We start from the raw sequence: 22,545 nt of genomic DNA, 5'->3' as shown, positions 1-22,545 counted from the left end.
TATCGCGTTCGCAAAGTGAAAACCGGGCTGAATTTGAATCCATAACGTGTGAAATGACACGTTATGGATTTTTTTCCCCGAAAAACGATAATCTTCACTTTATTTTTATTATGGATTTCGCAACCAATGCAGGGTTCATGATGTATAAGGATTTGGGAATGGATGAATACTATGGTCAGACAATTAACTCTTATACACCTGGGGACATCCTCTTCCCGTAAGGAAACAGTAGTTGAAAAATCTTCTTATGAAAGTGGGGCAACAAGTGACATGAAAGCTACTGGTATCGTCCGCCGTATCGATGACCTCGGGCGCGTGGTCATCCCGAAAGAAATTCGACGCACATTACGGATTCGCGAAGGTGATCCGCTGGAAATTTTCGTAGATCGGGATGGAGAAGTCATTCTGAAGAAATATTCGCCAATCGGCGAGCTTGGCGATTTTGCGAAGGAATACGCGGAATCCCTATACGAAAGCACGGGCCACATTACGATTATTTCGGATCGTGACTCCTTTATCGCCGTAGCCGGCGGCTCCAAGAAGGAATATTTGGACAAGCCGATCGGCAATTTGCTGGAAAATTGCATGGAAAACCGCAAGACCGTTCTCGAAAGCAACAGCGGAACGTATGAGATCAGCAAGGATAATCCGGAGACGTTGTCGGCTTTCGTAGCCGCGCCGATCATTGCAGGCGGTGACCCGATCGGGAGCGTCGTGCTGCTGAATAAGGACGAATCCGTCAACATGGGCGAGATGGAAGTAAAAATGGCTGAAACGGCCGCAGGCTTCCTCGGAAAGCAAATGGAGCAGTAAGACAACAGATGGACAGCCTTAGGGCTGGATTTGACTCCCGCTGAACTTGGATCCTTGCGGTCTATAGGGAAGCCGGGAGTTTTTTGCTGTCAAGCCAGCGAGGCCTTACGAAGGATGTAACCCGTAAAATTTTGTGCCCAGCCTGGTTCCGCGGTTATAATGGGGATACACGTTCAAACATCGGGCATGTCGCCACGGTGCGAAGAACCCTAAGATAAGCGTGGGATTGGAATACGGATATGAAACCAGAAGAGACAGGCTCCAGGCTGATGAAGGGAGCCTTCATCCTTAGTGCCGCAGCGATGCTGTCGAAGCTGATCGGCACTTTGCAAAAAATACCCCTGCAGAATATGGGCGGGGATGCCGTGTTCGGCATCTATAACACGGTCTACCCCTTCTACATGATGATGATTACGCTGGCGGTTCTCGGCTTTCCGGCGGCCGTCTCCAAGTTTGTGGCTGAATACGAAGCCGAGGGCCGAAGCGGGGACAGCCGCCGGCTGCTGCGCATCTCTTCGGTGACGCTCGTGCTGTTCGGGCTGGTGCTCGGTCTTGTCATGTACGCCGCAGCTCCCTGGCTCGGACAAGCGATTGGCAGCGGGCAGGTGGTGCCGGCAATCCGGGCAGGCGCCTTGGCGCTGGCCTTCGTGCCTTGGATGTCGGTGCTGCGCGGGTATTTTCAGGGCCTGCACAATATGGTGCCGACGGCCGCATCCCAGATCGTGGAGCAGTCGGTCCGGGTAGCCGTCATGATCGTGCTGCTGCTGTATCTTATCGAAGCCGGAGCATCGCCGGATCGAATCGCGGCGGGAGCGCTTCTGGGATCGGCGGCCGGAGGGGCAGCAGGTCTCCTGGTCATGGGCTGGTATTGGCGGAGGCACCGAAGCAGCTGCGGCGGACGTATAGAAAAGCCGCTTATGCCCCCCGTCAAGCAGCAAGATGTGAAGGATTCCGGCTTGAATGCCGATGTAAACAAGGAGGGAGCGGGCGTTCTTCTCCGCCGTCTGCTCGCATACGGCATCCCGGTTTGCCTCAGCCTGCTGGCCGTCCCGCTAATTGGATTGGTCGATACATTTACTGTGCCGCGGCTGCTTAGTATGACCGGGCTGCCGGATGAGGCAGCGATGGCGGAATTCGGGATTTACAACCGGGGGCTGCCGCTGGTGCAGCTGGTAACCATGCTGGCCACGTCCTTGTCCGTGCTGTTTATACCGGCGCTGGCCGAAGCCAAGTTCCGCGGCGAACGGGAACGGGTGGCCAGCCAGACCGGGATGGCGCTCCGCTGGTTCTGGCTGATCGGGATGAGCGCGTCCATCGGGCTCGCGGTGCTGGCCAAGCCGATTAACGTCATGCTGTACGAAGACGCCGCAGGCACCTTAACGATGCAGGTCATTGCGTTTACGGCAGCCGGCGGCACGATGAGCACGATCACGGCAGCTCTGCTGCAGGGCGTCGGCATCGTTAAGGCGCCGGCCCTGCACCTGCTTGCCGCTGCGGCGCTGAAGCTCCTGCTCAACCTGCTGCTGGTGCCGCAGCTTGGCATAACGGGCGCCGCCATCGCGGGCGTGGCGGCGCACTTGGCCGCAGCAGCGCTGAACCTCGCGCTGCTCTCGCGAAGCGCCCGTTTCACCGCGGGTGCGGGCGCGGCCATGGCGAGGACGCTTGCGGTCCTCGCCGCCGTCGCGCTGGCCGCCTGGTGCGCGCAAGCGGCGGCCGGCGCCATTCTCGGGGCGGCCAGCGTGGCGCCGGGCCGCCTTGCCGACGCCGCCGCTGCGCTTGGCGGCGTGCTTGCGGGAGGCGGCGCGTTCCTTGCCGCCGCCGCTTGGACGAAGCTCCTCACAGCGTCGGAGCTTCGGATGCTGCCGAAGGTCGGCGGGCCGCTGGCAGCCCTCTTAAAGGCGCTGCGCCTGCTGCGCTGAACGAATGGATGCCATGCAGGGGCCCCGCGTGAGATGTTTGATCTGGTGTGATATAGTAGTGTACGATATAACGAAGTCTGGGAACGCCCCGGGCGAAGAGCGAAAGGAAGTTACCCTATGAGTGCAGCTATTACGGTGGTCGGCCTCGGCTCCGGGAATCCGGACCGGTTAACCGTCGGCATCCTGAAAACCATGCAGCAGGCGTCCAAGGTTTATGTGCGCACGATGTCCCATCCCGTGATCGAGGCGCTGGGCGAGCTGGGCATCCTAGCGGAGTCGTTTGACCATGTCTATGAGGCCCATGACTCCTTCCCGGAGGTGTACGAGTCCATTGCATCCGCGCTGATGAATTTGGCGAAAGCCGCGGAGGATGACCGCGGGATCGTGTACGCCGTTCCCGGACACCCCATGGTGGCGGAGGCGACGGTCCGGCTGCTGCGGGAACGCTGCCCGGAGCAGCAGGTGAGCCTTTCCGTGCTCGGGGGGGAGAGCTTCCTGGACGAGGCGTTCGTGCGGCTCGGGTTCGATCCGATCGAAGGCTTTCAGCTGCTGGATGCGGCTGAGCTTCGAAGCGACGTCATTCAGCCCCAGCTTCACACCTTGATCGGCCAGGTGTATGATATGTTTACGGCTTCCGAGGTCAAGCTCGCGCTGATGGAGCTGTACCCTGATGATTACCCGGTCGTCGTGGGACACGCGCTCGGCGTCGAGGGAGAAGAGGAAATTCGTCACGTTCCGCTGTATGAGCTGGATCGGATCGACGGATACGGAAATCTGTCGCTGATCTATGTTCCGCGAAGCGATGATCCGTCGCTTCGTCAGCGCACGTTCTCCCGCCTGCATGAAATTGTCGGCATCCTTCGGAGCCCCGAAGGCTGTCCGTGGGACCGGGAGCAGACCCACGAGTCCATCCGCAAAAATCTGATCGAGGAAACCTACGAGGTGCTCGAGACGATTGACGAGGACGATCCGGAGCATATGCAGGAGGAGCTGGGCGATCTGCTGCTGCAGATTATGCTGCATTCCCAGATGGAGGAGGAGCTCGGCACCTTTACCGTGTACGATGTCATTCAAGGCTTGAACGACAAGCTCATTTTCCGCCATCCGCATGTGTTCGGCGAGAGCAGCGCCAACGATGCGGAATCCGCGCTTCGAAACTGGGAGCAGATGAAGGCGGAGGAGAAGCGCCGCAAGGGGCAACGCCCGGATCAGGCTTCGGCGCTTGATGGAATTCCGCGGGATCTGCCGGCGCTGATGAAGGCCTATAAGCTTCAGAAGAAGGCGTCCAAGGTTGGCTTTGATTGGGACAGCATCGAAGGCGTATTCGAGAAGATTGAGGAAGAGCTCCGGGAGCTGCGCCAGGCGGTAGCGGATGGCCAGAGCGCGGATGAAGCGGCCTTGGAGCTGGGAGATCTGCTGTTCGCGGTCTCGAATGCGGCCAGATTTATCGGGGCGGACCCGGAAGAAGCGCTCTCGAGAACGAACCGCAAATTCTATCGTCGCTTCCGCTACATAGAAGAGCAACTCGCCGCCCAGGGAAAGGCTCTTTCAGACAGCACGCTGGATGAGATGGAGACCCTTTGGCAGGAAGCGAAGACTCGGGCAGACAGCACCGACGGCCGGTAATGCGGGCATTTTTTCCGCAAAAAAATAAAAAAATGCGGTAGTCCGGCAGGAATTCCGCAAATCATCCAGAATAATCTTTTATGGTGAAATCTTGCTACTTTCGCAAGGCGGTTTAACCGACTACCGTAAATCTTATATTTTTCTGATAATTGGGAGGATTTAATTCATGAACAAAACAGATTTGATCAACAACATTTCCAACAAAAGCGGTTTGACTAAGAAGGACGTAGAGAACGTTCTGAACGGGTTCCTTGGCGAAATCACTGACGCCTTGGCTAATGGAGATAAAGTTCAATTGATCGGCTTCGGCACATTCGAAACCCGCAAGCGCGCAGGCCGTACGGGCCGTAACCCGCAAACAGGCAACACGATCGAAATTCCGGAATCGAACGTTCCTGCATTCAAAGCAGGCAACAAGCTTAAAGAAGCTGTAAAATAATGCGCGTCGATAAATTCCTGAAAGTATCGAGGTTAATCAAGCGGCGTACCGTAGCGAAGGATGTATCGGATCAAGGCCGGGTACTGATCAACGGCCGTGAGGCCAAGCCGAGCAGCTCGGTGAAGCTGGGCGACGAGATCACCGTCCAGTTTGGCCAGAAGCTCGTGACGGTCCGGGTCGAGCGTCTCGCGGAGACTACCCGTAAAGATGAGGCGAACAGCCTCTATACCTTGGTCAAGGAAGAACCGATCGTTAAAGATAACGGACTGGACTGGTAGATGTCCCAGCCGTTGCAAGAAGCGTCCCTCTCCAATGGAGCAGGGGCGCTTTTTTAATCCCGATCCGCGTAAGTGGCGGCAGATTCATTGTTTTGAAGTGTCTTCCTTTACCTGTTCTAAAGGCAGCTGCCTCCCCATAAGCTATTGTTAAAAGGAGGGGTACATGCCATGATCGACCAAGGGAAGGGCAAATTTCACGACCTGCGCATGCAGAACCGGAAGCTGCTGGACATTACCGGCGTCCAGAATGTGGAGAGCTTCGACAGTGAAGAGTTTCTGCTTCAGACCGAGCTTGGGCATCTCACGATTCGGGGGCAAAATTTACATATTAAAAACCTCAGCCTGGAAGAGGGGCTTTTGTCGATTGAAGGTCTGGTGCATTCACTTATTTATTTGAATCCCGGGTCCCAGGCCAAGAACAAGAGTCTTCTGGGCAAGCTGTTTAAATGAACCCGAGCGTTCAATGGATCACGCTGCTCTGGATGCTCTTCTCCGGGGCAGCAATGGGTGTGGCCTTCGACAGCTACCGGGTGCTGGCTGGCCAGCTCCACTTCCCGAGGTGGTCCAAGCATGCCCTTGATTTTCTGTACTGGGTTGCGGCAGCCCTCTTCATCTTCCGCATGCTGTATGTGACGAATGACGGCCAGCTCCGCTTCTATGTCTTTGTGGGACTCTTTATAGGGGTTTGGATCTATTTTTTATTATGGAGTGTCATAACCCAGCGTTTTGTGGTAATGTTAATTCAGGCAGCGAAAGGGCTCTTGTCTATTTTGTACAAGTTATTCCGAATGTTGATATGGAATCCGGTAAGAGGGATTTTCATGATATTGCTGGGACTGCTTCGCTTCCTGTGGAAGTTTCTGTTGTCGCTTCTGCGTCTGGTGCTGAAATGCCTGATGCCTTTTTGGCGGCTCTTGAAATGGATGCTGAAGCCGATCACATCCCGGCTCAAGCTGCCGGCTTGGTGCAAGCTGGCGGCGAACAAGGTCATTAAGGCGTGGAAACGCTGGTTCTAGGAGGTATGGTCATGGGGCGATATGCTGAACCGCCGAATTCGAAGAAGCAGGCTTCCGGGCAGACCCAAGCCAACACGCAAGGCGCCCGCCGGCGTAAACGAATATTTTTTACGATCATGGCGCTGTTTTTGATCTGGGCCGGTTCTTCGCTCTGGTCCCAAAATGACCGCATCCGCAAACAGAATGAAGCGCTTGAGGAGAAGCAGCAGCAATACAAGGTGATCGAGCAGTCGATGAACCAGCTTCAACATGAGGTGGAGCGACTGAATGATCCTGAATATATCGGGCAGATTGCCCGCAAGAAATTCGGGCTTTACTTGCCGAACGAAACGCCGATTATTCAGCCCCAAAATTCGGGCGAATAGCCGTAATTAGGCATGACAGACGTCTGTTGACCTTGATCAGGTCATTATGTATAATCAAATCACCGTAGCTTGGATTCCAGAAGATCTGGGCCGTATATTTTTAAGGGAGGATCATTTTATTCTATGGCAATTGAAGTGGGCACCAAGTTAGAGGGCAAGGTGACAGGCATAACGCATTTTGGAGCATTTGTGGATCTGTCAGGAGGTGTCACGGGTCTCGTTCACATCTCAGAAATCGCCGATAATTACGTGAAGGACGTCAACGACCATTTAAAGATTAACGATGTCGTGACCGTCAAGGTAATTAATGTCGATAAGGACGGCAAGATCGGTCTTTCGATCAAGCAAGCTGTCGACAAACCGGCTTCTGAAAGTCGACCACCCCGGGGACCAAGACCGGAGCGCAGCAGCGGCGGAGAACGATTTGGTGGTGGCGGCGGCGGTGGTTTCAACCGTGAACGCGGCGGACGCCCGTTTAAGCCTGCAGCCAATAAGACTTCTTTTGAGGATAAAATGTCACGCTTCCTGAAAGATAGTGAAGAACGAATTTCTTCGCTCAAGAAGAATACCGAGGGCAAACGCGGCGGACGCGGAGCCAAACGTATGTAATTCGATAAAATATAAACTGACCGCAGAGGGATATAAGCCTTCTGCGGTTTTTTTGTCGCCGCAGACAAGCGTACGACAGGTTCCTACGCGATTTACGGTGGAATTGACCGGGATGGGGGGAGACGAGACGCCGCAATTCGGGAAATGAACCGCAGATCCGGCTTGAAGCGGACACCTGCTAATGCCGCTAGGGCACGGGGATGAACCGCGTTTGTCCGTTCGTTCGCGGAGGGCGGCTTTTTTGTCGGAAATTTCTTTTGGGCTTGTCCGGTGTTCTGACAAACTTTCCTGTACCGGGGTTTTATAATGGGACCAACAAATTCGTGAAGAATGGGGTGCCAGCGTAATGGATAAAAGAAATCTGGTGATGTTTCCGGGTACTGAGGCAGTCAAGGGAGGAGCGGGCTCGCTGCGTGCCCGTTTGACGGATCGATTAGGGCAGCTGTCCTTCCTGCAGCGTCCCATCCACTTCCTGGCCACGAAGAAGTGGATGATATTATTGACCTTTATGGGATTTTTGCTTGGACGAGCCATGATTTTGGGGGAGCTCTCGCCGTTTGCTGCGGCCTACTTCGCCGTTATCGCCTTTATGCGCCGCGACGTCCTGCTGCCGGTAGGGATTGCCATTGTGGCAGGAAGCCTGCTTACCCCCTTTCCGGTCGCTTGGATGGTGCCGGCAGAGATTCTCATCTTTTATTTTATGATGCGGGGACTGGAAACGTATGACCGGGCGGAATTGTCGTATGCCCCGATGATGGTCTTCGTCTCCACATTCTTCGTGAACCTGTTCGCCGTGCTGGTCGGACCGAGCATTACCTGGTATTCGATGATGATGCTGACCTTGAATGCGGTGCTCAGCTTTGTGCTGACCCTGGTGTTCATTCAAGCGATTCCGGTCATGACGCTCCGTAAAAAATCATATGTGCTTCGCAATGAGGAAATTCTATGCTTGATTATCCTGCTGGCGTCGGTAATGACAGGTGCCGTCGGCTGGACAATTCAATCCCTGTCGATCGAGCATGTCCTCTCCCGTTATTTGATCCTTCTCTTTGCACTGGTCGGGGGAGCTCCTCTCGGAGCTTCGGTAGGGGTGGTGACAGGACTCATCCTGAGCCTTGCGAACATATCGGCATTCTCTCAAATGAGTCTGCTCGCGTTCTCCGGCATGCTTGCCGGAATGCTGAAGGAAGGGAAGAAGCCCGGCGTATCGCTTGGCATGCTGCTCGGCGCAACCATTCTCTCCATTTATTTCAGCAACCCGAATGAGGTGCTTGTCTCAACATTGGAAACCTGTGCAGCCATCGTATTCTTCCTGCTGACGCCGAAGAGCGTAATGCAGGCGATTGGCAAATATGTTCCGGGCACGCAGGATCACACGCGTTCCCAGCATGAGTATGCGAAGCGTGTTCGGGATCTGACGGCAGATCGGGTGACCCAATTCTCCCGGGTGTTCCGCCAGCTGTCGCAAAGCTTCGGGCAGACGACGGGAACGGTGCAGCCGCCAGGCAAACAGACCGAAGAGATGAATCATTTTATGAATGCGGTTGCTGAGGGCAGCTGTGCGACATGCTATAAACGTAATCAATGCTGGGATATGAAATTCTATCAGACTTATAAATATATGACGGATATGATGACTTCGATTGAAGAAAATCCGGAGCTGGAGGTGAAGGATCTGCCAGCGGAGTGGAGCCGAATCTGCTCCAAGAAGGAGGAGGTGCTGGCGATCCTCAAGCAGCAATACCATCTATACCAACATGATATGCAGTGGAAACGCCAAATATACGATAGCCGTCACCTGGTGGCCGAGCAATTGTCCGGCGTCTCGCAGGTAATGGAGGATCTTGCCCGGGAGATCAAGCGGGAGAGCCAAACGATGCATATCCAGGAGGAGCAGATCCGGGAGGCCTTGCAGCATTTGGGGCTGTCGATCCAAGGCATAGATATCATCAGCCTGGACTCCGGCCATGTGGAGATTGAAATTATTCATGCGTATACGCGGGGATATGATGAATGCAGGAAGATTATCGCCCCGCTGCTGTCCGATATTCTCGGCGAGCATATCGCTGTGGTAGAGGAGACGCTTACCCATCCGCGGGACGGGCTGGCCACGGTGCGTTTCGGGTCGGCGAAGACCTTTGAAGTCATCACGGGTGTGGCCGGGGCTGCCAAGGGCGGAGATATTTTGTCCGGCGACAGCTTCAGTACGGTGGAGCTGGGAAACGGCACATTCGCCGTGGCTCTGAGCGACGGTATGGGCAACGGGGAGAGGGCGCGGCTGGAGAGCAGCTCCGCGCTGAGCATTCTCGAGCAGCTGCTTCAATCCGGCATGGATGAGAAGCTGGCGATCAAGTCGGTGAATTCGATATTAATGCTGCGATCGCCCGATGAGATTTACGCGACGGTCGATATGGCGTTAATCGATCAATATACGGCTCAAACGACGTTTATGAAGATCGGTTCGACGCCGAGCTTTATTAAGAGGGGGAATGAAGTGATACCCGTTACCGCCAGCAATCTGCCGATCGGCATCATTCAGGATATTGAAGTTGATCTGGTATCGATTCAGCTGCAGGCGGGAGATGTGCTCATTATGATGACGGACGGAATTTACGATGCGCCGGGTTATGCCGTGAACAAGGAGCTGTGGATGAAACGGATGATCCAAGAGGTGACGAGCTCCGATCCGCAGGAAATTGCCGATTGCCTGCTGGAAAAGGTGATACGCTACCAGCAGAATCAAATTCATGATGATATGACGGTCGTTGTCGGACGTGTGGACCACTATCAACCGGAATGGTCCAATGTGCATATCCCCGGATTCTCCAGAATGGAGCGGCCGCGTACGGTAAGCTAGGGGATCAACCGCCGTACTATCCATACGGACTGGCTGAACAGCACAGTTGAACGTGACCAGTTGAACAGAAAAATACTACGATCCTTCCGATTGCCCGGGAAATGGAGGTGCCTGGCTGCTAGAATCGGATTATCCCTGCAATTGGAGCGGTTTTGTTTGAACTCTCTCGAAAGTGGAAATGATAGAGATAGAACTCAAACAGACCGAAACCGATGGAACGGGAGGCGATTCTTCATATGAAACAAATCTTGCTGATAACCGACGGATGCTCGAATGTAGGCACGAGCCCGGTGCTCGCTGCGGCTCATGCGCTGCAGGACGGGATCGTTGTGAATGTGGTGGGCGTGCTTGATTATGGAACGATCGGCGAGCTCGGAGGATTGGAAATCCAAGAAATTGCCAAGGCCGGAGGGGGGATACACCGGATCGTGGGAACGCCGCAGCTGGCTCAGACGATACAGATGATGACGCGGAAAACCGTGGTTCAAACGATCCAGCAGGCGGTAAATAAGGAGATACAGCATATTCTGGGGGATGGGTCGCTGGAGGATCTGCCGCCTGCCAAGCGCTCACAGGTCGTTGAGGTGGTGGATGAGCTGGCGGAGACATCGCCCCTTCAGGTAGCTCTGTTGATTGACGCGAGTGCCAGCATGAAGCCAAAGCTGGCTGCCGTCGAGGAAGCGATACGGGATCTGATGCTCAGTCTGAAAGCCCGGGCGGGCTCGAGCAAGTTATCCGTGTTTCACTTTCCCGGCAAGCACAGCGGCGAGGATGCGGTGATGGACGTAAACTGGACCTCGGATTTGGACGGAGTCAGGAGCATGTTCGGCCGGCTTCAGATGAGAGGAGCCACCCCGACGGGACCGGCACTGTTAAAGGTGATTGAATTTTACCGATATGGTACACTAGAGGGTAATCAATCATGGCAGGGACATTCCAGCCAAGAGGAAGGGATGCTCGGTGACTACGTCGTCTAGTCCGGCGTACCCGCCAGGGACCGTCATAACGGGAAAATGGGGGAGGAGCCGGTACATCGTTGAGCGGCTCCTTGGCAAAGGGGCCAACGGCAAGGTGTATCTTGTCCGCCCGTCTGGCGGGCGGGGCCGGTATGCCCTAAAGGTGGGATACGACGCCTTGGATTTGCAATCCGAAATTAACGTGCTGAACGCGCTGAAGGAGCAGATGCCGGATCCGTATTTGGTGGAGGCGGATGACCATCTGGAAGGCAGCCGGGAAGTGACATTCTACGTCATGCGCTATATCGAAGGCAGCCCCCTGCATCGCTTTATCCGCGCCCGCGGCACGGAGTGGCTCGCCTTGATCGGGCTGAAGCTGCTCGAGAAGCTCTCGGTCCTGCATGCTTCCGGCTATGCATTCGGTGATTTGAAGCCGGATAACGTGATGGTGTCGGCCTACGGAAGGGTAGAGCTGATCGATTACGGAGGCGTCAGTCGGTTTGGCCGGAGCGTGAAGCAGTTCACGGAATGGTATGACCGGGGATATTGGAATGCCGGAAGCCGGACCGGCGACGGCTCCTACGATCTGTTCTCGTTTGCCGTGATGTGTATAGGGCTGCTGGATGAAAAGGCTCTGCGTGAAGCGTCCTGCCAGCTTCCCCAGACGCGGAGCGTTTCGGATCTGCAGCAGCTGATGCGAAGAAATCCTGTGTTTAAGCCTTATGCCGCCTGGCTAAACAAGGCGCTCGCAGGTGATTTCGCGGATTCACGGGAAGCGCTGAACGAATGGAAGCGCCGGATCTATGAAGCCTCGGAGCGTCATGTCCGGCAAATCCCGGTCCGCACGCCGAGGTGGCTGAAGAATGCATTCGGCATATCGGCAGCTGTTTTGGCTTGCGCCATCTATCTCTTCCTCCGCTCTTAATGCCCGTTGCCGTGTCACGGATTCATAAAGGGGACTTAGAAGTGAAACAGGATTATATGCACTGGATCGTTTCGGACGTGCGGCGCGCTGCCGCTGAATTTGGGCTGTGGTCGGAAGGGGACTGCATCGTGGTCGCCGTATCCGGGGGGCCCGATTCCGTTGCTCTCCTGCATGTGCTGCACGAAATTTCGACCAAGCATACGCCGCTTAAGCTGGTATGCGCCCATGTCCATCATGGCTTTCGCGCAGAATCGGATGCGGAAGCGGAGTTCGTGCGCGAATTGGCGGAATCCCTCGGTCTTCCGCTGGAAATTGCGTTCGCTAATATTCCCTCATATATGGAAGAGAGCGGAAAGGGCGGGCAGGAGGCAGCCAGGGAGAAGCGCTATGAATTTCTCCTCCAAACGGCTCGGACATACGATGCCCGATCGGTGGCTCTTGCGCATCATGCCGATGATCAGGCCGAGACGGTCATGATGAAGCTTCTGCGCGGCAGCGGCTTGTCGGGCTTGTCCGGTATGCGATGGAAGCGCACCGAAAAAAATGTGGAACTCATCCGCCCCTTCCTTCGTATAAACAAGGCGGACATTTTGGAGCTGTGCCGCCGCTGCGGCTTTTCATATGCCATTGACTACACCAACCTGCAGACGAAATACCGCCGCAACGCGATTCGCCTGGAGGTATTGCCGTTTCTGGAACAATACAATGGGCAGCTTTCATCCTCCCTGAATCAATTAGCGGAAATTGTGCAGTATGAGGATGACTACATGGATCAGGAAGCGGAGCGGGCGTATCGTCAGTTGGTGCAGGAGAACAATGGGAGGCTCGCCATCGACGCGCCTTCCTTTTTGGCCTTACATGTCGCTTTACAACGGCGTTTGATTAAACTAATATTAACTTATCTGCCCTCTGAACAGGAAATCACCGATTTTGTCAAGATCGAATCGGTACGCCAAGGCATCTTGAACAATCAGCGGAGCAGTTGGCGTCTTTCACTGGGGGGCGGCATTACCTGTATCCGCGAGTACGGTCGAATAACATTTTGGCCGGAGCCTCCGTCCGAACAGGGACAGTACATATATACGCTCGATTCTCCCGAGGACCGGCGTGTGCCTATTCCGGAAATCGGAAAGCTGCTGACGCTGTCGATCAGGACAGACGGCAGCGCACGGTCTGGGGCAGCCCGCTCTGCCAGCGCGGTGGAGTTCGATGCCGACGAGCTTCGATTTCCTTTAACCGTGCGTAACAGACAGCCGGGAGACAAGATGAAGGTTATGGGATTAAACGGAAGCAAAAAGGTGAAAGATATTCTCATTGATGAGAAAATTCCACCGTCTGTCCGTTCCCGGATTCCGATCGTTTGCGACAGTGCCGGCAACATTGTATGGATTCCGGATGTACGACGTTCCTCTCATGCTGCTCCAGGGCGGCATACCGTGCGGATTCTCCGTATGGAGTTTACGGAGCTTTAAGGTTTCAGGCAAGCGTAGACCCTAAGCATGGCCCGTTTCACGCTTTCATATGTATAAACTAGGAGGTCCATTGAAGTTGCAGAACGACATTCAGGAAATACTGATCACAGAAGAAGAAATCCATGCGAAAATTAAGGAACTCGGTTCAAAACTCAGCGCCGAATACGAAGGACGCAATCCGCTCGTTATTTGCGTTCTTAAAGGTGCGTTTATTTTTATGGCAGACTTGGTTAAATCCATTACAGTACCTCTGGAGCTGGATTTTATGGCCGTTTCCAGTTACGGGGCATCCACCAAGTCATCGGGTGTGGTCAAGATCATTAAAGATCTCGATGCATCCGTTGAAGGCAGGGATGTTCTGATCGTGGAGGATATTATTGACAGCGGTCTTACGCTGAGCCATTTGATCGAGCTGCTCAAGAGCCGCAAGGCCAACTCGGTTCGCGTCGTTACTTTGTTCGACAAGCCTGCCCGCCGAACGGTGGATTTGCAGGCCGATTACACCGGGTTCGTACTGCCTGACGCCTTCGTTGTCGGCTACGGGCTTGATTATGCCGAGCATTACCGGAACCTCCCCTACATCGGGATTCTGAAGCCGGAAATCTACAGCAGTTAAACCGCGCCATATGGGCTGCTGCCACGGATCTTGGCCCTTTGTTGAGAAGGCCAGACAGGCTGTGGTAAAATATCTTATGTGTCTTGAGAGGAGGTAGGGGATGAGTCGGTTCATCCGGAATTCTGGTTTTTATTTGATTCTATTTTTGGTCGTGGTGGGCATAGTACAATTCGTCACTAACGGTGGCGAACAGGCCGAAGCCCCTAGTTATAATCAGCTGCGGCAGGAAGTTAAAGATAACAAGATAAAGGAAATGACGGTTCAATTCGACGGCTACGCGTATCTGGTGACCGGTAAGTATAAGGAAGTCACCGACGAGAAGAAGTCGGAGAATTTCTCGACCTACATTCCGGCTACTGATGCGGCGATGCAGGAATTGACCGCAGCCAGCGAGAGCAACGATGTAAAGCTGACCGTGGTGCCGATGGAAGGCCAAAGCATTTGGCTGACACTGCTTTCATCCTTTATTCCGCTCGTGATCATGTTCGTTCTGTTCTTCTTCCTGTTCAATCAAGCTCAGGGCGGCGGCGGCAAAGTGATGAACTTTGGCAAGAGCAAAGCCCGCTTATATAATGAAGAGAAGAAACGCGTTACGTTTGAAGACGTAGCCGGTGCTGACGAGGAGAAGCAGGAGCTCGTTGAGGTTGTCGACTTCCTGAAGGATCCGCGCAAATTCAACACCGTCGGCGCCCGCATTCCGAAGGGTGTGCTGCTTGTCGGTCCTCCGGGAACCGGTAAGACGCTCCTGGCTCGTGCGGTTGCCGGTGAAGCAGGCGTTCCGTTCTTCAGTATTTCCGGTTCCGACTTCGTGGAAATGTTCGTCGGTGTCGGTGCTTCGCGTGTACGCGATTTGTTCGAGAACGCGAAGAAGAATGCGCCATGTATTATCTTCATTGACGAGATTGATGCTGTGGGCCGTCAACGCGGCGCCGGCCTTGGTGGCGGACATGACGAGCGAGAGCAAACGCTCAACCAATTGCTCGTAGAGATGGACGGTTTCGGAGCGAACGAAGGCATCATTATCGTCGCTGCAACGAACCGCCCGGATATTCTGGACCCGGCGCTGCTGCGTCCGGGACGTTTTGACCGTCAGATTACCGTGGATCGTCCGGATGTTAAGGGACGTGAAGCTGTACTGAAGGTGCATGCACGCAACAAACCGCTGACGAAGGATGTCAAACTCGACATTATCGCGAAGCGTACGACTGGTTTTACAGGCGCGGACCTGGAGAACCTTCTGAACGAGGCGGCTTTGCTTGCCGCACGCCGTAACCGTAAAGATATTTCGATGACGGAAGTCGACGAGGCGATCGACCGCGTGATCGTCGGTACCGAGAAGCGCAGCCGCGTGATCAGCGACCGCGAGAAGCGCATCGTTGCTTATCACGAAGCCGGTCATACGATTGTCGGTTACTTCTTGGAGCATGCGGATACCGTGCATAAGGTAACGATTATTCCTCGCGGCCGCGCCGGCGGATACGTCATCATGATGCCGAAGGAAGACCGCATGCTCGTGACGAAGCAGGAATTGCTTGACCGCGTAACCGGGTTGCTCGGCGGACGCGTGGCGGAAGAGCTGTTCATCGGAGAAATCGGAACCGGGGCATACAGCGACTTCCAGCAGGCAACCAGCATTATCCGCAGCATGATTGTGGAATACGGTATGAGCGAGAAGCTCGGTCCGATGCAGTTCGGCACATCCCAAGGACAAGTGTTCCTTGGCCGGGATATCGGGCACGAGCAGAACTACAGTGACCAAATCGCTTACGAGATCGATCAGGAAATGCAGCGGTTTATCACCGAATGCTACGAGAAGTGTAAAGAGCTTCTGTCCAAGCATGCCAAAGAGGTTCATTTGATTGCGAATACGCTCCTGGAGAAAGAAACGCTGGAGCTTGAGCAGATTAAGAATCTCATTGAGACTGGAACAGTCGAAGGCAACGGCGGTGGCGAAGGATCCGGCTCTTCCGAGAATGGCGAGCCAACGATCGACAACATCGGTGATGTCCGCGTCCGTATTCAAGGGAAGGAAGAAGGCCAGCAGCCGACTTCTACGGAAGAGATTCCGAACAACCCGATGGATTCGAATCTGGATCGTAAGGATTCAGAGCGTAAAGATCCTCCTGGCGGATCGGATAATGATAGCAGTCTAACGTAAATTCGCTGAAATACTCGTATTTGGAATAAAAATGAAGAACCGGAGAACGATCATTCGTTTTCCGGTTCTTTTTGTGCTTCTTATCACATTGACAGGGATTAGAGGTCCGTGTACATTAGTTGTTAAATAAGGATGCGCATCCTTTCACAAAGGTTGCGAATGTCCTTCAAACATGGTCATCAAGCGGCTAATGCCGGATAACATAGGGGGAGAGGGTCGATCATGGAAGCTTTGGCACTGGAGCGCAAGGCAGAGCAGAACCGCGTGCTGCGTGAACGGTTAATGGAGTTGAAGAAGGAACGCAACGCCATCATTTTGGCGCATTATTATCAACGGGATGAAATTCAGGAAGTCGCCGATTTCCGGGGAGATTCCTTTTTGCTGGCTCAGAAGGCGGCCCAGACGGATGCCGAGACGATCGTCTTTTGCGGCGTGCATTTTATGGGAGAAAGCGCAAAGATATTGGCGCCGAATAAAACGGTGCTTATTCCTGACGAGCGCGCAGGCTGTCCGATGGCCGATATGGTAAACGTTGACGGGCTGCGCAAGCTGAAGGCCCAGTATCCGAATGCCAAAGTGGTCACTTATATCAATTCATCGGCCGAGATCAAGGCGGAGACCGATATTTGCTGTACATCCTCGAATGCGGTCAAGGTCATTCAGTCGGTCGATTCCGATGAAATCATTTGGGTCCCTGACAAAAACCTGGGGCATTACGTCCAGCAGCACACCGACAAGAAGCTGATCATCTGGGAAGGGTACTGCAATACGCATGATATGTTAACCGTGAAAGATGTGGTGGAGATGAAGGCGAAATATCCGAACGCCGAGTTCGTCGTGCATCCGGAATGCCGTCCGGAGGTTGTCGCTATGGGCGACTTCGTAGGCAGCACCACCGCCATTCTGGAATACTGCAAAAACTCGCCGGCCCAGGAATTTATCGTAGGAACCGAAGACGGAACCGGCTATCAGCTCCGTTTGGACAGTCCGAATAAATCCTTCCATTTTGCGACCAAATTTCTCGTATGTCCGAATATGAAAGTGAATAATCTCAAAAAGCTGGTCAAAGCTCTGGAGACGATGAAGCCGCAGATTTACGTGCCTCCTGTCGTTGCAGAGAAAGCCAGAACTTCCCTAGAGCGCATGTTACAAGTTAAGTAGCATGCGCTACTCTTTCGCGAGAAGACAGGTGAGACGAGCGTGATACCGCAGTATTTGATCGATTTTGACCTAAAGGACCTGCCGGTAAAGGAGACGGATGTGATCGTCATCGGCTCCGGCATCGCCGGATTATATACCGCCATTCTGGCAAGTGAGCATCATAAGGTGCTGTTGATTACGAAGAAATCGCTGCTCGAGAGCAATACGCGCTATGCGCAAGGCGGCATCGCAGCCGTGACGGCGGAGGACGATTCACCGGCCTATCATCGGCAGGATACGCTGCTTGCAGGGGCCGGGTTATGCTCCTCGGCGGCGGTGGATGTGCTGGTTAACGAAGGACCGGCCGGTGTCCAGGAATTAATCCGTCTCGGGACGATGTTTGACGTCGAGAACGGGGAGCTCGCTCTAACGAAGGAAGGAGCCCATAGCCACCGCCGAATTCTCCATGCGAATGGGGATGCTACCGGATATGAAATCGTACGCGCCCTTTCCATTCAAGTCGAAATGCTTCACAATATAGAGGTGTGGGATGATCATTTTGTCATCGATCTGGTTACCGATCAAGGCGAATGCCATGGAGCGATTGTCCAGTTGCCGGACGGGAAGCGGATCTTCGTGCGGGGCCAAGCAACGATTATGTGCTCCGGCGGTGCCGGTCAGCTGTACCGGTACACGACCAATCCCGAAGTTGCGACCGCCGATGGAGTCGCGATGGCCTATCGGGCGGGCGCCCAGATTCGGGACATGGAGTTTATTCAGTTCCACCCAACGGCGCTGAGTTATCCGGGAGCACCGCGGTTTCTGGTATCGGAAGCGGTGCGCGGAGAAGGCGCCGTGCTCCGGAATATTAAAGGCGAGCGCTTCATGCACAAATACCATGAGCTGCTGGAGCTGGCGCCCCGGGATATTGTCGCCCGGGCGATTGTGAGCGAGATGGAGGAGACGGGCTCCACGTTCGTCTACTTGGACATTACCCATGAATCCCCGGAGATGGTCAAACACCGGTTCCCAACGATTTACGAAACCTGCATGCGGTATGGTCTTGATCTGACCTCCGATTGGATTCCGGTCTCCCCCGCTGCGCATTATATGATGGGGGGCATCAAGACCAATCTGTACGGGGAGAGCAGCGTGAAGCGTCTGTTCGCCTGCGGAGAAGTGTCCTCGACCGGCGTTCATGGCGCGAATCGCTTGGCCAGCAACTCGCTGTCCGAAGCGGTTGTATACGGAAGCCGCATTGTTGAACGGATCCGGCAGCTTCCGAAACGGACGGAGCGATTCCTTCATGTATCCTTCGGGCTTGGGCGCAAGGATGCGCCTTCCCAGGCTATGGTCGAAAAGCGGCTGAAGCTTCAGAAAGTGATGGTCCGGTATGCCGGTCTTCGCCGTAACCGGGACACTCTATTACGGGCGGCCGAAGAGCTTGGCCGGCAGCTGCCCTTGTTTCAAGCGGTATTGACCAAACGCGAGGAGTACGAATTTGCCAATATGCTTACGGCCTCACTGCTGGTCGTTCAAGGCGCGCTGTGCCGTGAAGAGAGCCGGGGGGCCCATTACCGCGAGGATTTTCCGGAACGAAATGATGATGCATGGAAGAAGCATATCGTGCACACCCGGGATCAAGATAGGACGGAGGAAATAAGCGATGATGTTTAACGGTTACCATGACGGCCTGCTCCAGAGTATTCGAACCTGGCTACAAGAGGATGTAGGCTCTGGAGATATTACGACCCTTACGACGATTGAGTCCGGACATGAATCCAAGGCCGTGATTCACGCCAAGGAATCCGGGATCGTGGCCGGCATGCCGGTTGCGGAGCTGGTCTTCGAGACGGTTGACCAGACGCTGGTGTTTAGGTCGCTGGTTCGGGACGGCGAGCGGGTGGAGAAGGGAACCGTTCTTGCTGAAGTGGAAGGGTCTACGCACCGTATATTGACAGGGGAGAGACTGGCCCTTAATCTGCTGCAGCGTTTGTCCGGAATTGCAACCACGACGCGCGCTTATGTCGAGGCGCTGGAAGGGCTGCCGACCCGGCTTGTGGACACGCGGAAGACGACGCCGGGCCACCGGATGCTTGAGAAGTACGCTGTCCGCGTAGGCGGCGGGTCGAACCACCGGTTCGGCTTGTATGATGCCGTCATGATCAAGGATAATCATATTAAAGGCGCCGGCGGCATCCGCCAGGCGGTAGACCGCGCAAGAGCGAATATACCGCATACGATGACCATCGAGGTTGAGACGGAAAGCCTTGAACAGGTAGACGAAGCGCTGGATGCCGGTGCAGATATTATCATGCTCGACAACATGAATCATGAGCTGATGACCGAGGCGGTTCGAAGAATTAAGGCGAGGTCGCCGCATGTTCGGGTCGAGGCTTCCGGCAATGTGTCGCTTCAGACCGTACGCGGCATAGCGGAGACCGGGGTGGACGTCATTTCGGTCGGTCGGCTCACTTATTCGTTCCACAACCTGGACATCAGTTTAGATCTAAACGCCAAGAAGGGAGGAGCAGGGGTTTGATTCTGGTCGTAGACGTAGGCAACACGAACATCGTGCTTGGCGTGTATCAGGGCAAGCAGCTGCTGCACGATTTCCGAATCAGCACGTCACGCCAATCCACGGTGGATGAATACGGCGTGCTGATCCATAATTTGTTTCAAATGTCGAATATTACGGTAAGCCAAATTGAAGGAGTTATCGTCTCTTCCGTTGTTCCGCCGCTTATCCGAGTGGTCGAGGAGATGTGCAGCAAGTATATTGGCAAGGCTCCGTTGATCGTCGGCCCTGGCATTAAGACCGGCCTTAATCTGCGGTATGAGAATCCTCGGGAGGTCGGTGCGGACCGTATCGTCAACGCCGTTGCTGCGATCGAGCAGTACGGAAGCCCAATCATTGTCGTGGATTTTGGGACGGCAACGACCTTTGATTGCATCGATAAAGATCGAAATTATCTGGGCGGCGTTATCGTTCCAGGAATCGGGATCGCTACCGAAGCCTTGGTGCAGCGTGCATCGAAGCTCCCCCGCGTAGAGCTCGAGAAGCCGAAGAAGGTGATCGGACGCAATACGGTCCACGCCATGCAAGCCGGAATCGTATACGGATATGCCGGACAGGTCGACGGGCTGGTTAAACGTATAAAAGCCGAGATGGGGACGGACAATGTTAAGGTTATCGCAACTGGGGGATTGGCAGAGCTGATCGCGAGCGAAACGGAATCCATCGAAGAGATTGCGCCTCTGCTTACGCTTGATGGACTGCGCATCATTTACGAACGCAACTAAGCCCGGGATTCGGGGTAAAACATAACAACTAGAAGACAAGGAGGGCCTTAGGATGGACCAACAAAAAGACCGCATACTGCGGGGAACTGCATTAGGCGGGAAAGTGCGGGCCTTCGCCGTCCGGACCACGGATCTGGTCGAGGAGCTGCGCAGCAGGCATGACACGTTCCCGGTCGTTACAGCCGCTTTAGGCCGTACCGTGTCGGCAGCAGCGATGATGGGAGCGATGCTGAAAGGCGACGAGCGCCTCAGCATTCAAGTACGCGGGGACGGGCCGATCGGCTTGATCGCCGCAGAGAGCAACGCCGACGGCGAGGTGCGCGGGTATGTTCACAATCCGCATGTCGAGCTGACGAATATCCGTCCGGGCAAGATGGATGTGGCTGCTGCCGTCGGACGCACCGGTTATATTCACGTCATCAAGGATTTGGGGTTGAAGGAGCCCTACCGCGGCAGCGTGCCGATTATTTCAGGCGAGCTGGCCGAGGATTTCACGTATTATTTTGCCGTATCCGAACAGACGAACTCGGCAGTCAGCCTTGGGGTGCTCGTATCGCCTGACTATACGGTCGCCAATGCTGGGGGATTCATCATTCAGCTTCTTCCGGGAATCACGGATGAGGAGATCACGGAGCTTGAGCGTGCGCTTGGCGCCATTCCGCCGGTGACGAAGATGCTGGAAGAGGGGCTCAGCCTGGAGGACATCCTGAAGCGGGTTGTACCGGACGTGAACATTCTGGATGAGATGGACGTGAAGTTCACCTGCGACTGCACGCAGGAGCGGGTCGAGCGAGCCTTGATCAGCTTGGGACACGATGAAATTCAACAAATGATTGATGAGGACGGTAAGGCGGAAGTATCCTGCCATTTCTGCAACGAAACGTATACCTTTGATGTAGAACAGCTAAAATCCGTGTTAGAGCGGGCCAAATCTTAAACGTTAAGGATTGAGCGACCGTGATGACGAGACAAGAGAAGGGATTGTGGGCGACCGTCATTGTCTTGACAGCAGGCGTACTGGTCATGGGCAGCTACATGCTGTTCTCCGGGGAAGGTCCGCGGGCAAGTTCTCCATCAGGGAATGGGCCGTCTCCGGCTGTTGCCACCATTCAGGACAAGGCGATCACAGAAGATGAGTGGGTTCGCGAGCTGAAGAAGCGATACGGGCATGACATGCTGATGACCATCCTTAACCGGAAGGCCGTAGCATTAGAGGCCGAAGCGAGGGGCATCGACGTTACGAAACCAGAGCTGGAAGCGGAGATCGACATGATGAGCCGAGCTTACGGCTCGAAAGAACGTTTTTTTGCGGAGATGGAAAGTCAGCTTGGCATCTCAGAGGAAGAGTTGAGAATAGAGACGACCTATCGGTTGCTCCTTGAAAAAATTGCTACGGCCGATGTGCATATCGATGAGCAGCAGATTGATTCCTATCTTAAGCAATATCCGGATCAATTTCGCCCCAAGAAACAGCTGAACTTATCGATGATTGAGGTCGCGTCGGAGGCTGAAGCGAATCAGGTCATGGACCGGCTGGAGGCCGGAGAAGACTTTGCGGATCTTGCCGCCGAGGTTTCCTTGGATGAGTATACCCGGGGCGACGGCGGGAAGATCGGCTTGGTGGAGGAAGATGATCCTTTTGTACCCTCTGAGCTGATGGAAGCTGCCCTGACGCTGGAGGCCGGAGATATCGCAGGACCGATCCGGCTGGAGGACAATTATGCCATCGTGTATGTGGAAGAAATCGTGGAGCCGAAGGTCCCGAGCGAGGAAAGCATCCGCGAATCGGTCCGCAAACAGCTGGCGCTGGAGCAGTCGATATCGTTGACGGAGCTTGAAGAGCGGCTTCGGGAGAAATACGAAGCGCGCATCGTTGCAAGCACAGTGACCTTATGACTTATACTGATACATCAATCCGAGCAGAATAGCTCCTGGGGGAAGGATCATCCTTGCTTCGGGAGCTTTTTTGCTAAACGGCTTTCATAAAGCATTTCCAGGAGCATTCTTTCTCTGGCAGACTCGTCCGAAAGATGCAGGGAAGAATACCTAGAAA

General features: G+C 54.5%; 21 protein-coding genes. All 21 read left to right on the top strand.

Going from position 1 to position 22,545, the window contains the following annotated elements; translation table 11 throughout:
* The first annotated feature begins 270 nt into the window (after positions 1 to 270).
* The 21 genes from spoVT (at position 271) to NST44_RS04815 (ending at position 22,388) form a co-directional block, all read left to right on the top strand.
* The gene (gene spoVT / locus NST44_RS04915; protein WP_028406014.1) at positions 271 to 813 is read left to right on the top strand and encodes a stage V sporulation protein T; all 543 of its coding nucleotides are present in this window, start codon (positions 271 to 273) and stop codon (positions 811 to 813) included.
* A 239-nt stretch (positions 814 to 1,052) separates the two neighbouring features.
* On the top strand, positions 1,053 to 2,732 hold the full coding sequence (locus NST44_RS04910) for a polysaccharide biosynthesis protein (RefSeq protein WP_340898036.1): 1,680 nt from the start codon (positions 1,053 to 1,055) through the stop codon (positions 2,730 to 2,732).
* Positions 2,733 to 2,849: 117 nt separating this feature from the next.
* The gene (mazG, locus tag NST44_RS04905; RefSeq protein WP_340898034.1) at positions 2,850 to 4,358 is read left to right on the top strand and encodes a nucleoside triphosphate pyrophosphohydrolase; all 1,509 of its coding nucleotides are present in this window, start codon (positions 2,850 to 2,852) and stop codon (positions 4,356 to 4,358) included.
* 166 nt (positions 4,359 to 4,524) lie between these two features.
* Positions 4,525 to 4,797, top strand: coding sequence for an HU family DNA-binding protein (locus NST44_RS04900; protein ID WP_007132879.1), 273 nt, complete (start codon positions 4,525 to 4,527; stop codon positions 4,795 to 4,797).
* Positions 4,797 to 5,075 (top strand): RNA-binding S4 domain-containing protein, encoded by a 279-nt coding sequence (locus tag NST44_RS04895; protein ID WP_077570950.1) that lies wholly within the window; start codon positions 4,797 to 4,799, stop codon positions 5,073 to 5,075. Before NST44_RS04900 ends, NST44_RS04895 begins: the two co-directional genes overlap by 1 nt.
* A 168-nt stretch (positions 5,076 to 5,243) precedes the next feature.
* Positions 5,244 to 5,525 (top strand): sporulation protein YabP, encoded by a 282-nt coding sequence (gene yabP / locus NST44_RS04890; protein ID WP_007132881.1) that lies wholly within the window; start codon positions 5,244 to 5,246, stop codon positions 5,523 to 5,525.
* Entirely contained in the window at positions 5,522 to 6,091 is a 570-nt protein-coding gene (yabQ, locus tag NST44_RS04885; RefSeq protein ID WP_340898029.1) for a spore cortex biosynthesis protein YabQ, read from the top strand. Before yabP ends, yabQ begins: the two co-directional genes overlap by 4 nt.
* Before the next feature lie 11 nt (positions 6,092 to 6,102).
* Positions 6,103 to 6,456: an FtsB family cell division protein gene (locus NST44_RS04880; protein ID WP_007132883.1), complete on the top strand. Its 354-nt coding sequence runs from the start codon at positions 6,103 to 6,105 to the stop codon at positions 6,454 to 6,456.
* 123 nt (positions 6,457 to 6,579) lie between these two features.
* Positions 6,580 to 7,065 carry a S1 domain-containing RNA-binding protein gene (locus NST44_RS04875; protein WP_007132884.1) on the top strand — a complete coding sequence of 162 codons (486 nt, stop codon included), beginning with the start codon at positions 6,580 to 6,582 and terminating at the stop codon, positions 7,063 to 7,065.
* 346 nt (positions 7,066 to 7,411) lie between these two features.
* Entirely contained in the window at positions 7,412 to 9,922 is a 2,511-nt protein-coding gene (spoIIE, locus tag NST44_RS04870) for a stage II sporulation protein E (protein WP_251537914.1), read from the top strand.
* Positions 9,923 to 10,158: 236 nt separating this feature from the next.
* Entirely contained in the window at positions 10,159 to 10,899 is a 741-nt protein-coding gene (locus NST44_RS04865; protein WP_007132886.1) for a vWA domain-containing protein, read from the top strand.
* Positions 10,883 to 11,803, top strand: coding sequence for a protein kinase domain-containing protein (locus tag NST44_RS04860; protein WP_007132887.1), 921 nt, complete (start codon positions 10,883 to 10,885; stop codon positions 11,801 to 11,803). The genes NST44_RS04865 and NST44_RS04860 overlap by 17 nt, the downstream gene beginning before the upstream one ends.
* A gap of 41 nt (positions 11,804 to 11,844) precedes the next feature.
* Positions 11,845 to 13,275: a tRNA lysidine(34) synthetase TilS gene (gene tilS / locus NST44_RS04855; RefSeq protein ID WP_213617117.1), complete on the top strand. Its 1,431-nt coding sequence runs from the start codon at positions 11,845 to 11,847 to the stop codon at positions 13,273 to 13,275.
* A 76-nt stretch (positions 13,276 to 13,351) separates the two neighbouring features.
* Positions 13,352 to 13,891 carry a hypoxanthine phosphoribosyltransferase gene (gene hpt / locus NST44_RS04850; RefSeq protein WP_007132889.1) on the top strand — a complete coding sequence of 180 codons (540 nt, stop codon included), beginning with the start codon at positions 13,352 to 13,354 and terminating at the stop codon, positions 13,889 to 13,891.
* A gap of 100 nt (positions 13,892 to 13,991) precedes the next feature.
* Positions 13,992 to 16,049 (top strand): ATP-dependent zinc metalloprotease FtsH, encoded by a 2,058-nt coding sequence (ftsH, locus tag NST44_RS04845; protein WP_213617119.1) that lies wholly within the window; start codon positions 13,992 to 13,994, stop codon positions 16,047 to 16,049.
* A 222-nt stretch (positions 16,050 to 16,271) separates the two neighbouring features.
* Complete coding sequence (gene nadA, locus NST44_RS04840) at positions 16,272 to 17,210, top strand: quinolinate synthase NadA (RefSeq protein ID WP_007132891.1); 939 nt, start codon at positions 16,272 to 16,274, stop codon at positions 17,208 to 17,210.
* A 39-nt stretch (positions 17,211 to 17,249) separates the two neighbouring features.
* Positions 17,250 to 18,866 carry an L-aspartate oxidase gene (gene nadB / locus NST44_RS04835; protein ID WP_007132892.1) on the top strand — a complete coding sequence of 539 codons (1,617 nt, stop codon included), beginning with the start codon at positions 17,250 to 17,252 and terminating at the stop codon, positions 18,864 to 18,866.
* Positions 18,856 to 19,731 (top strand): carboxylating nicotinate-nucleotide diphosphorylase, encoded by an 876-nt coding sequence (gene nadC / locus NST44_RS04830; protein WP_007132893.1) that lies wholly within the window; start codon positions 18,856 to 18,858, stop codon positions 19,729 to 19,731. The genes nadB and nadC overlap by 11 nt, the downstream gene beginning before the upstream one ends.
* Positions 19,728 to 20,492 (top strand): type III pantothenate kinase, encoded by a 765-nt coding sequence (locus tag NST44_RS04825; protein WP_007132894.1) that lies wholly within the window; start codon positions 19,728 to 19,730, stop codon positions 20,490 to 20,492. Before nadC ends, NST44_RS04825 begins: the two co-directional genes overlap by 4 nt.
* Before the next feature lie 52 nt (positions 20,493 to 20,544).
* Complete coding sequence (gene hslO, locus NST44_RS04820; RefSeq protein ID WP_007132895.1) at positions 20,545 to 21,429, top strand: Hsp33 family molecular chaperone HslO; 885 nt, start codon at positions 20,545 to 20,547, stop codon at positions 21,427 to 21,429.
* 23 nt (positions 21,430 to 21,452) lie between these two features.
* The gene (locus NST44_RS04815) at positions 21,453 to 22,388 is read left to right on the top strand and encodes a peptidyl-prolyl cis-trans isomerase (RefSeq protein WP_007132896.1); all 936 of its coding nucleotides are present in this window, start codon (positions 21,453 to 21,455) and stop codon (positions 22,386 to 22,388) included.
* Positions 22,389 to 22,545: the final 157 nt, after the last annotated feature.

The sequence above is a fragment of the Paenibacillus sp. FSL W8-0919 genome (assembly GCF_038003785.1).
GTDB lineage: Bacteria > Bacillota > Bacilli > Paenibacillales > Paenibacillaceae > Paenibacillus_AQ > Paenibacillus_AQ lactis.
Note: the sequence above shows the minus strand (reverse complement) of the source record. Positions and strands in the feature narration are given on the sequence as shown.

What these genes read in the sequence shown, in the direction of transcription:
- spoVT (WP_028406014.1), top strand. Translation starts at nt 271, where the DNA reads ATGAAAGCTACTGGTATCGTCCGCCGTATCGATGACCTCGGGCGCGTG.
- NST44_RS04910 (WP_340898036.1), top strand. Translation starts at nt 1,053, where the DNA reads ATGAAACCAGAAGAGACAGGCTCCAGGCTGATGAAGGGAGCCTTCATC.
- mazG (WP_340898034.1), top strand. Translation starts at nt 2,850, where the DNA reads ATGAGTGCAGCTATTACGGTGGTCGGCCTCGGCTCCGGGAATCCGGAC.
- NST44_RS04900 (WP_007132879.1), top strand. Translation starts at nt 4,525, where the DNA reads ATGAACAAAACAGATTTGATCAACAACATTTCCAACAAAAGCGGTTTG.
- NST44_RS04895 (WP_077570950.1), top strand. Translation starts at nt 4,797, where the DNA reads ATGCGCGTCGATAAATTCCTGAAAGTATCGAGGTTAATCAAGCGGCGT.
- yabP (WP_007132881.1), top strand. Translation starts at nt 5,244, where the DNA reads ATGATCGACCAAGGGAAGGGCAAATTTCACGACCTGCGCATGCAGAAC.
- yabQ (WP_340898029.1), top strand. Translation starts at nt 5,522, where the DNA reads ATGAACCCGAGCGTTCAATGGATCACGCTGCTCTGGATGCTCTTCTCC.
- NST44_RS04880 (WP_007132883.1), top strand. Translation starts at nt 6,103, where the DNA reads ATGGGGCGATATGCTGAACCGCCGAATTCGAAGAAGCAGGCTTCCGGG.
- NST44_RS04875 (WP_007132884.1), top strand. Translation starts at nt 6,580, where the DNA reads ATGGCAATTGAAGTGGGCACCAAGTTAGAGGGCAAGGTGACAGGCATA.
- spoIIE (WP_251537914.1), top strand. Translation starts at nt 7,412, where the DNA reads ATGGATAAAAGAAATCTGGTGATGTTTCCGGGTACTGAGGCAGTCAAG.
- NST44_RS04865 (WP_007132886.1), top strand. Translation starts at nt 10,159, where the DNA reads ATGAAACAAATCTTGCTGATAACCGACGGATGCTCGAATGTAGGCACG.
- ftsH (WP_213617119.1), top strand. Translation starts at nt 13,992, where the DNA reads ATGAGTCGGTTCATCCGGAATTCTGGTTTTTATTTGATTCTATTTTTG.
- nadA (WP_007132891.1), top strand. Translation starts at nt 16,272, where the DNA reads ATGGAAGCTTTGGCACTGGAGCGCAAGGCAGAGCAGAACCGCGTGCTG.
- nadC (WP_007132893.1), top strand. Translation starts at nt 18,856, where the DNA reads ATGATGTTTAACGGTTACCATGACGGCCTGCTCCAGAGTATTCGAACC.
- hslO (WP_007132895.1), top strand. Translation starts at nt 20,545, where the DNA reads ATGGACCAACAAAAAGACCGCATACTGCGGGGAACTGCATTAGGCGGG.
- NST44_RS04815 (WP_007132896.1), top strand. Translation starts at nt 21,453, where the DNA reads ATGACGAGACAAGAGAAGGGATTGTGGGCGACCGTCATTGTCTTGACA.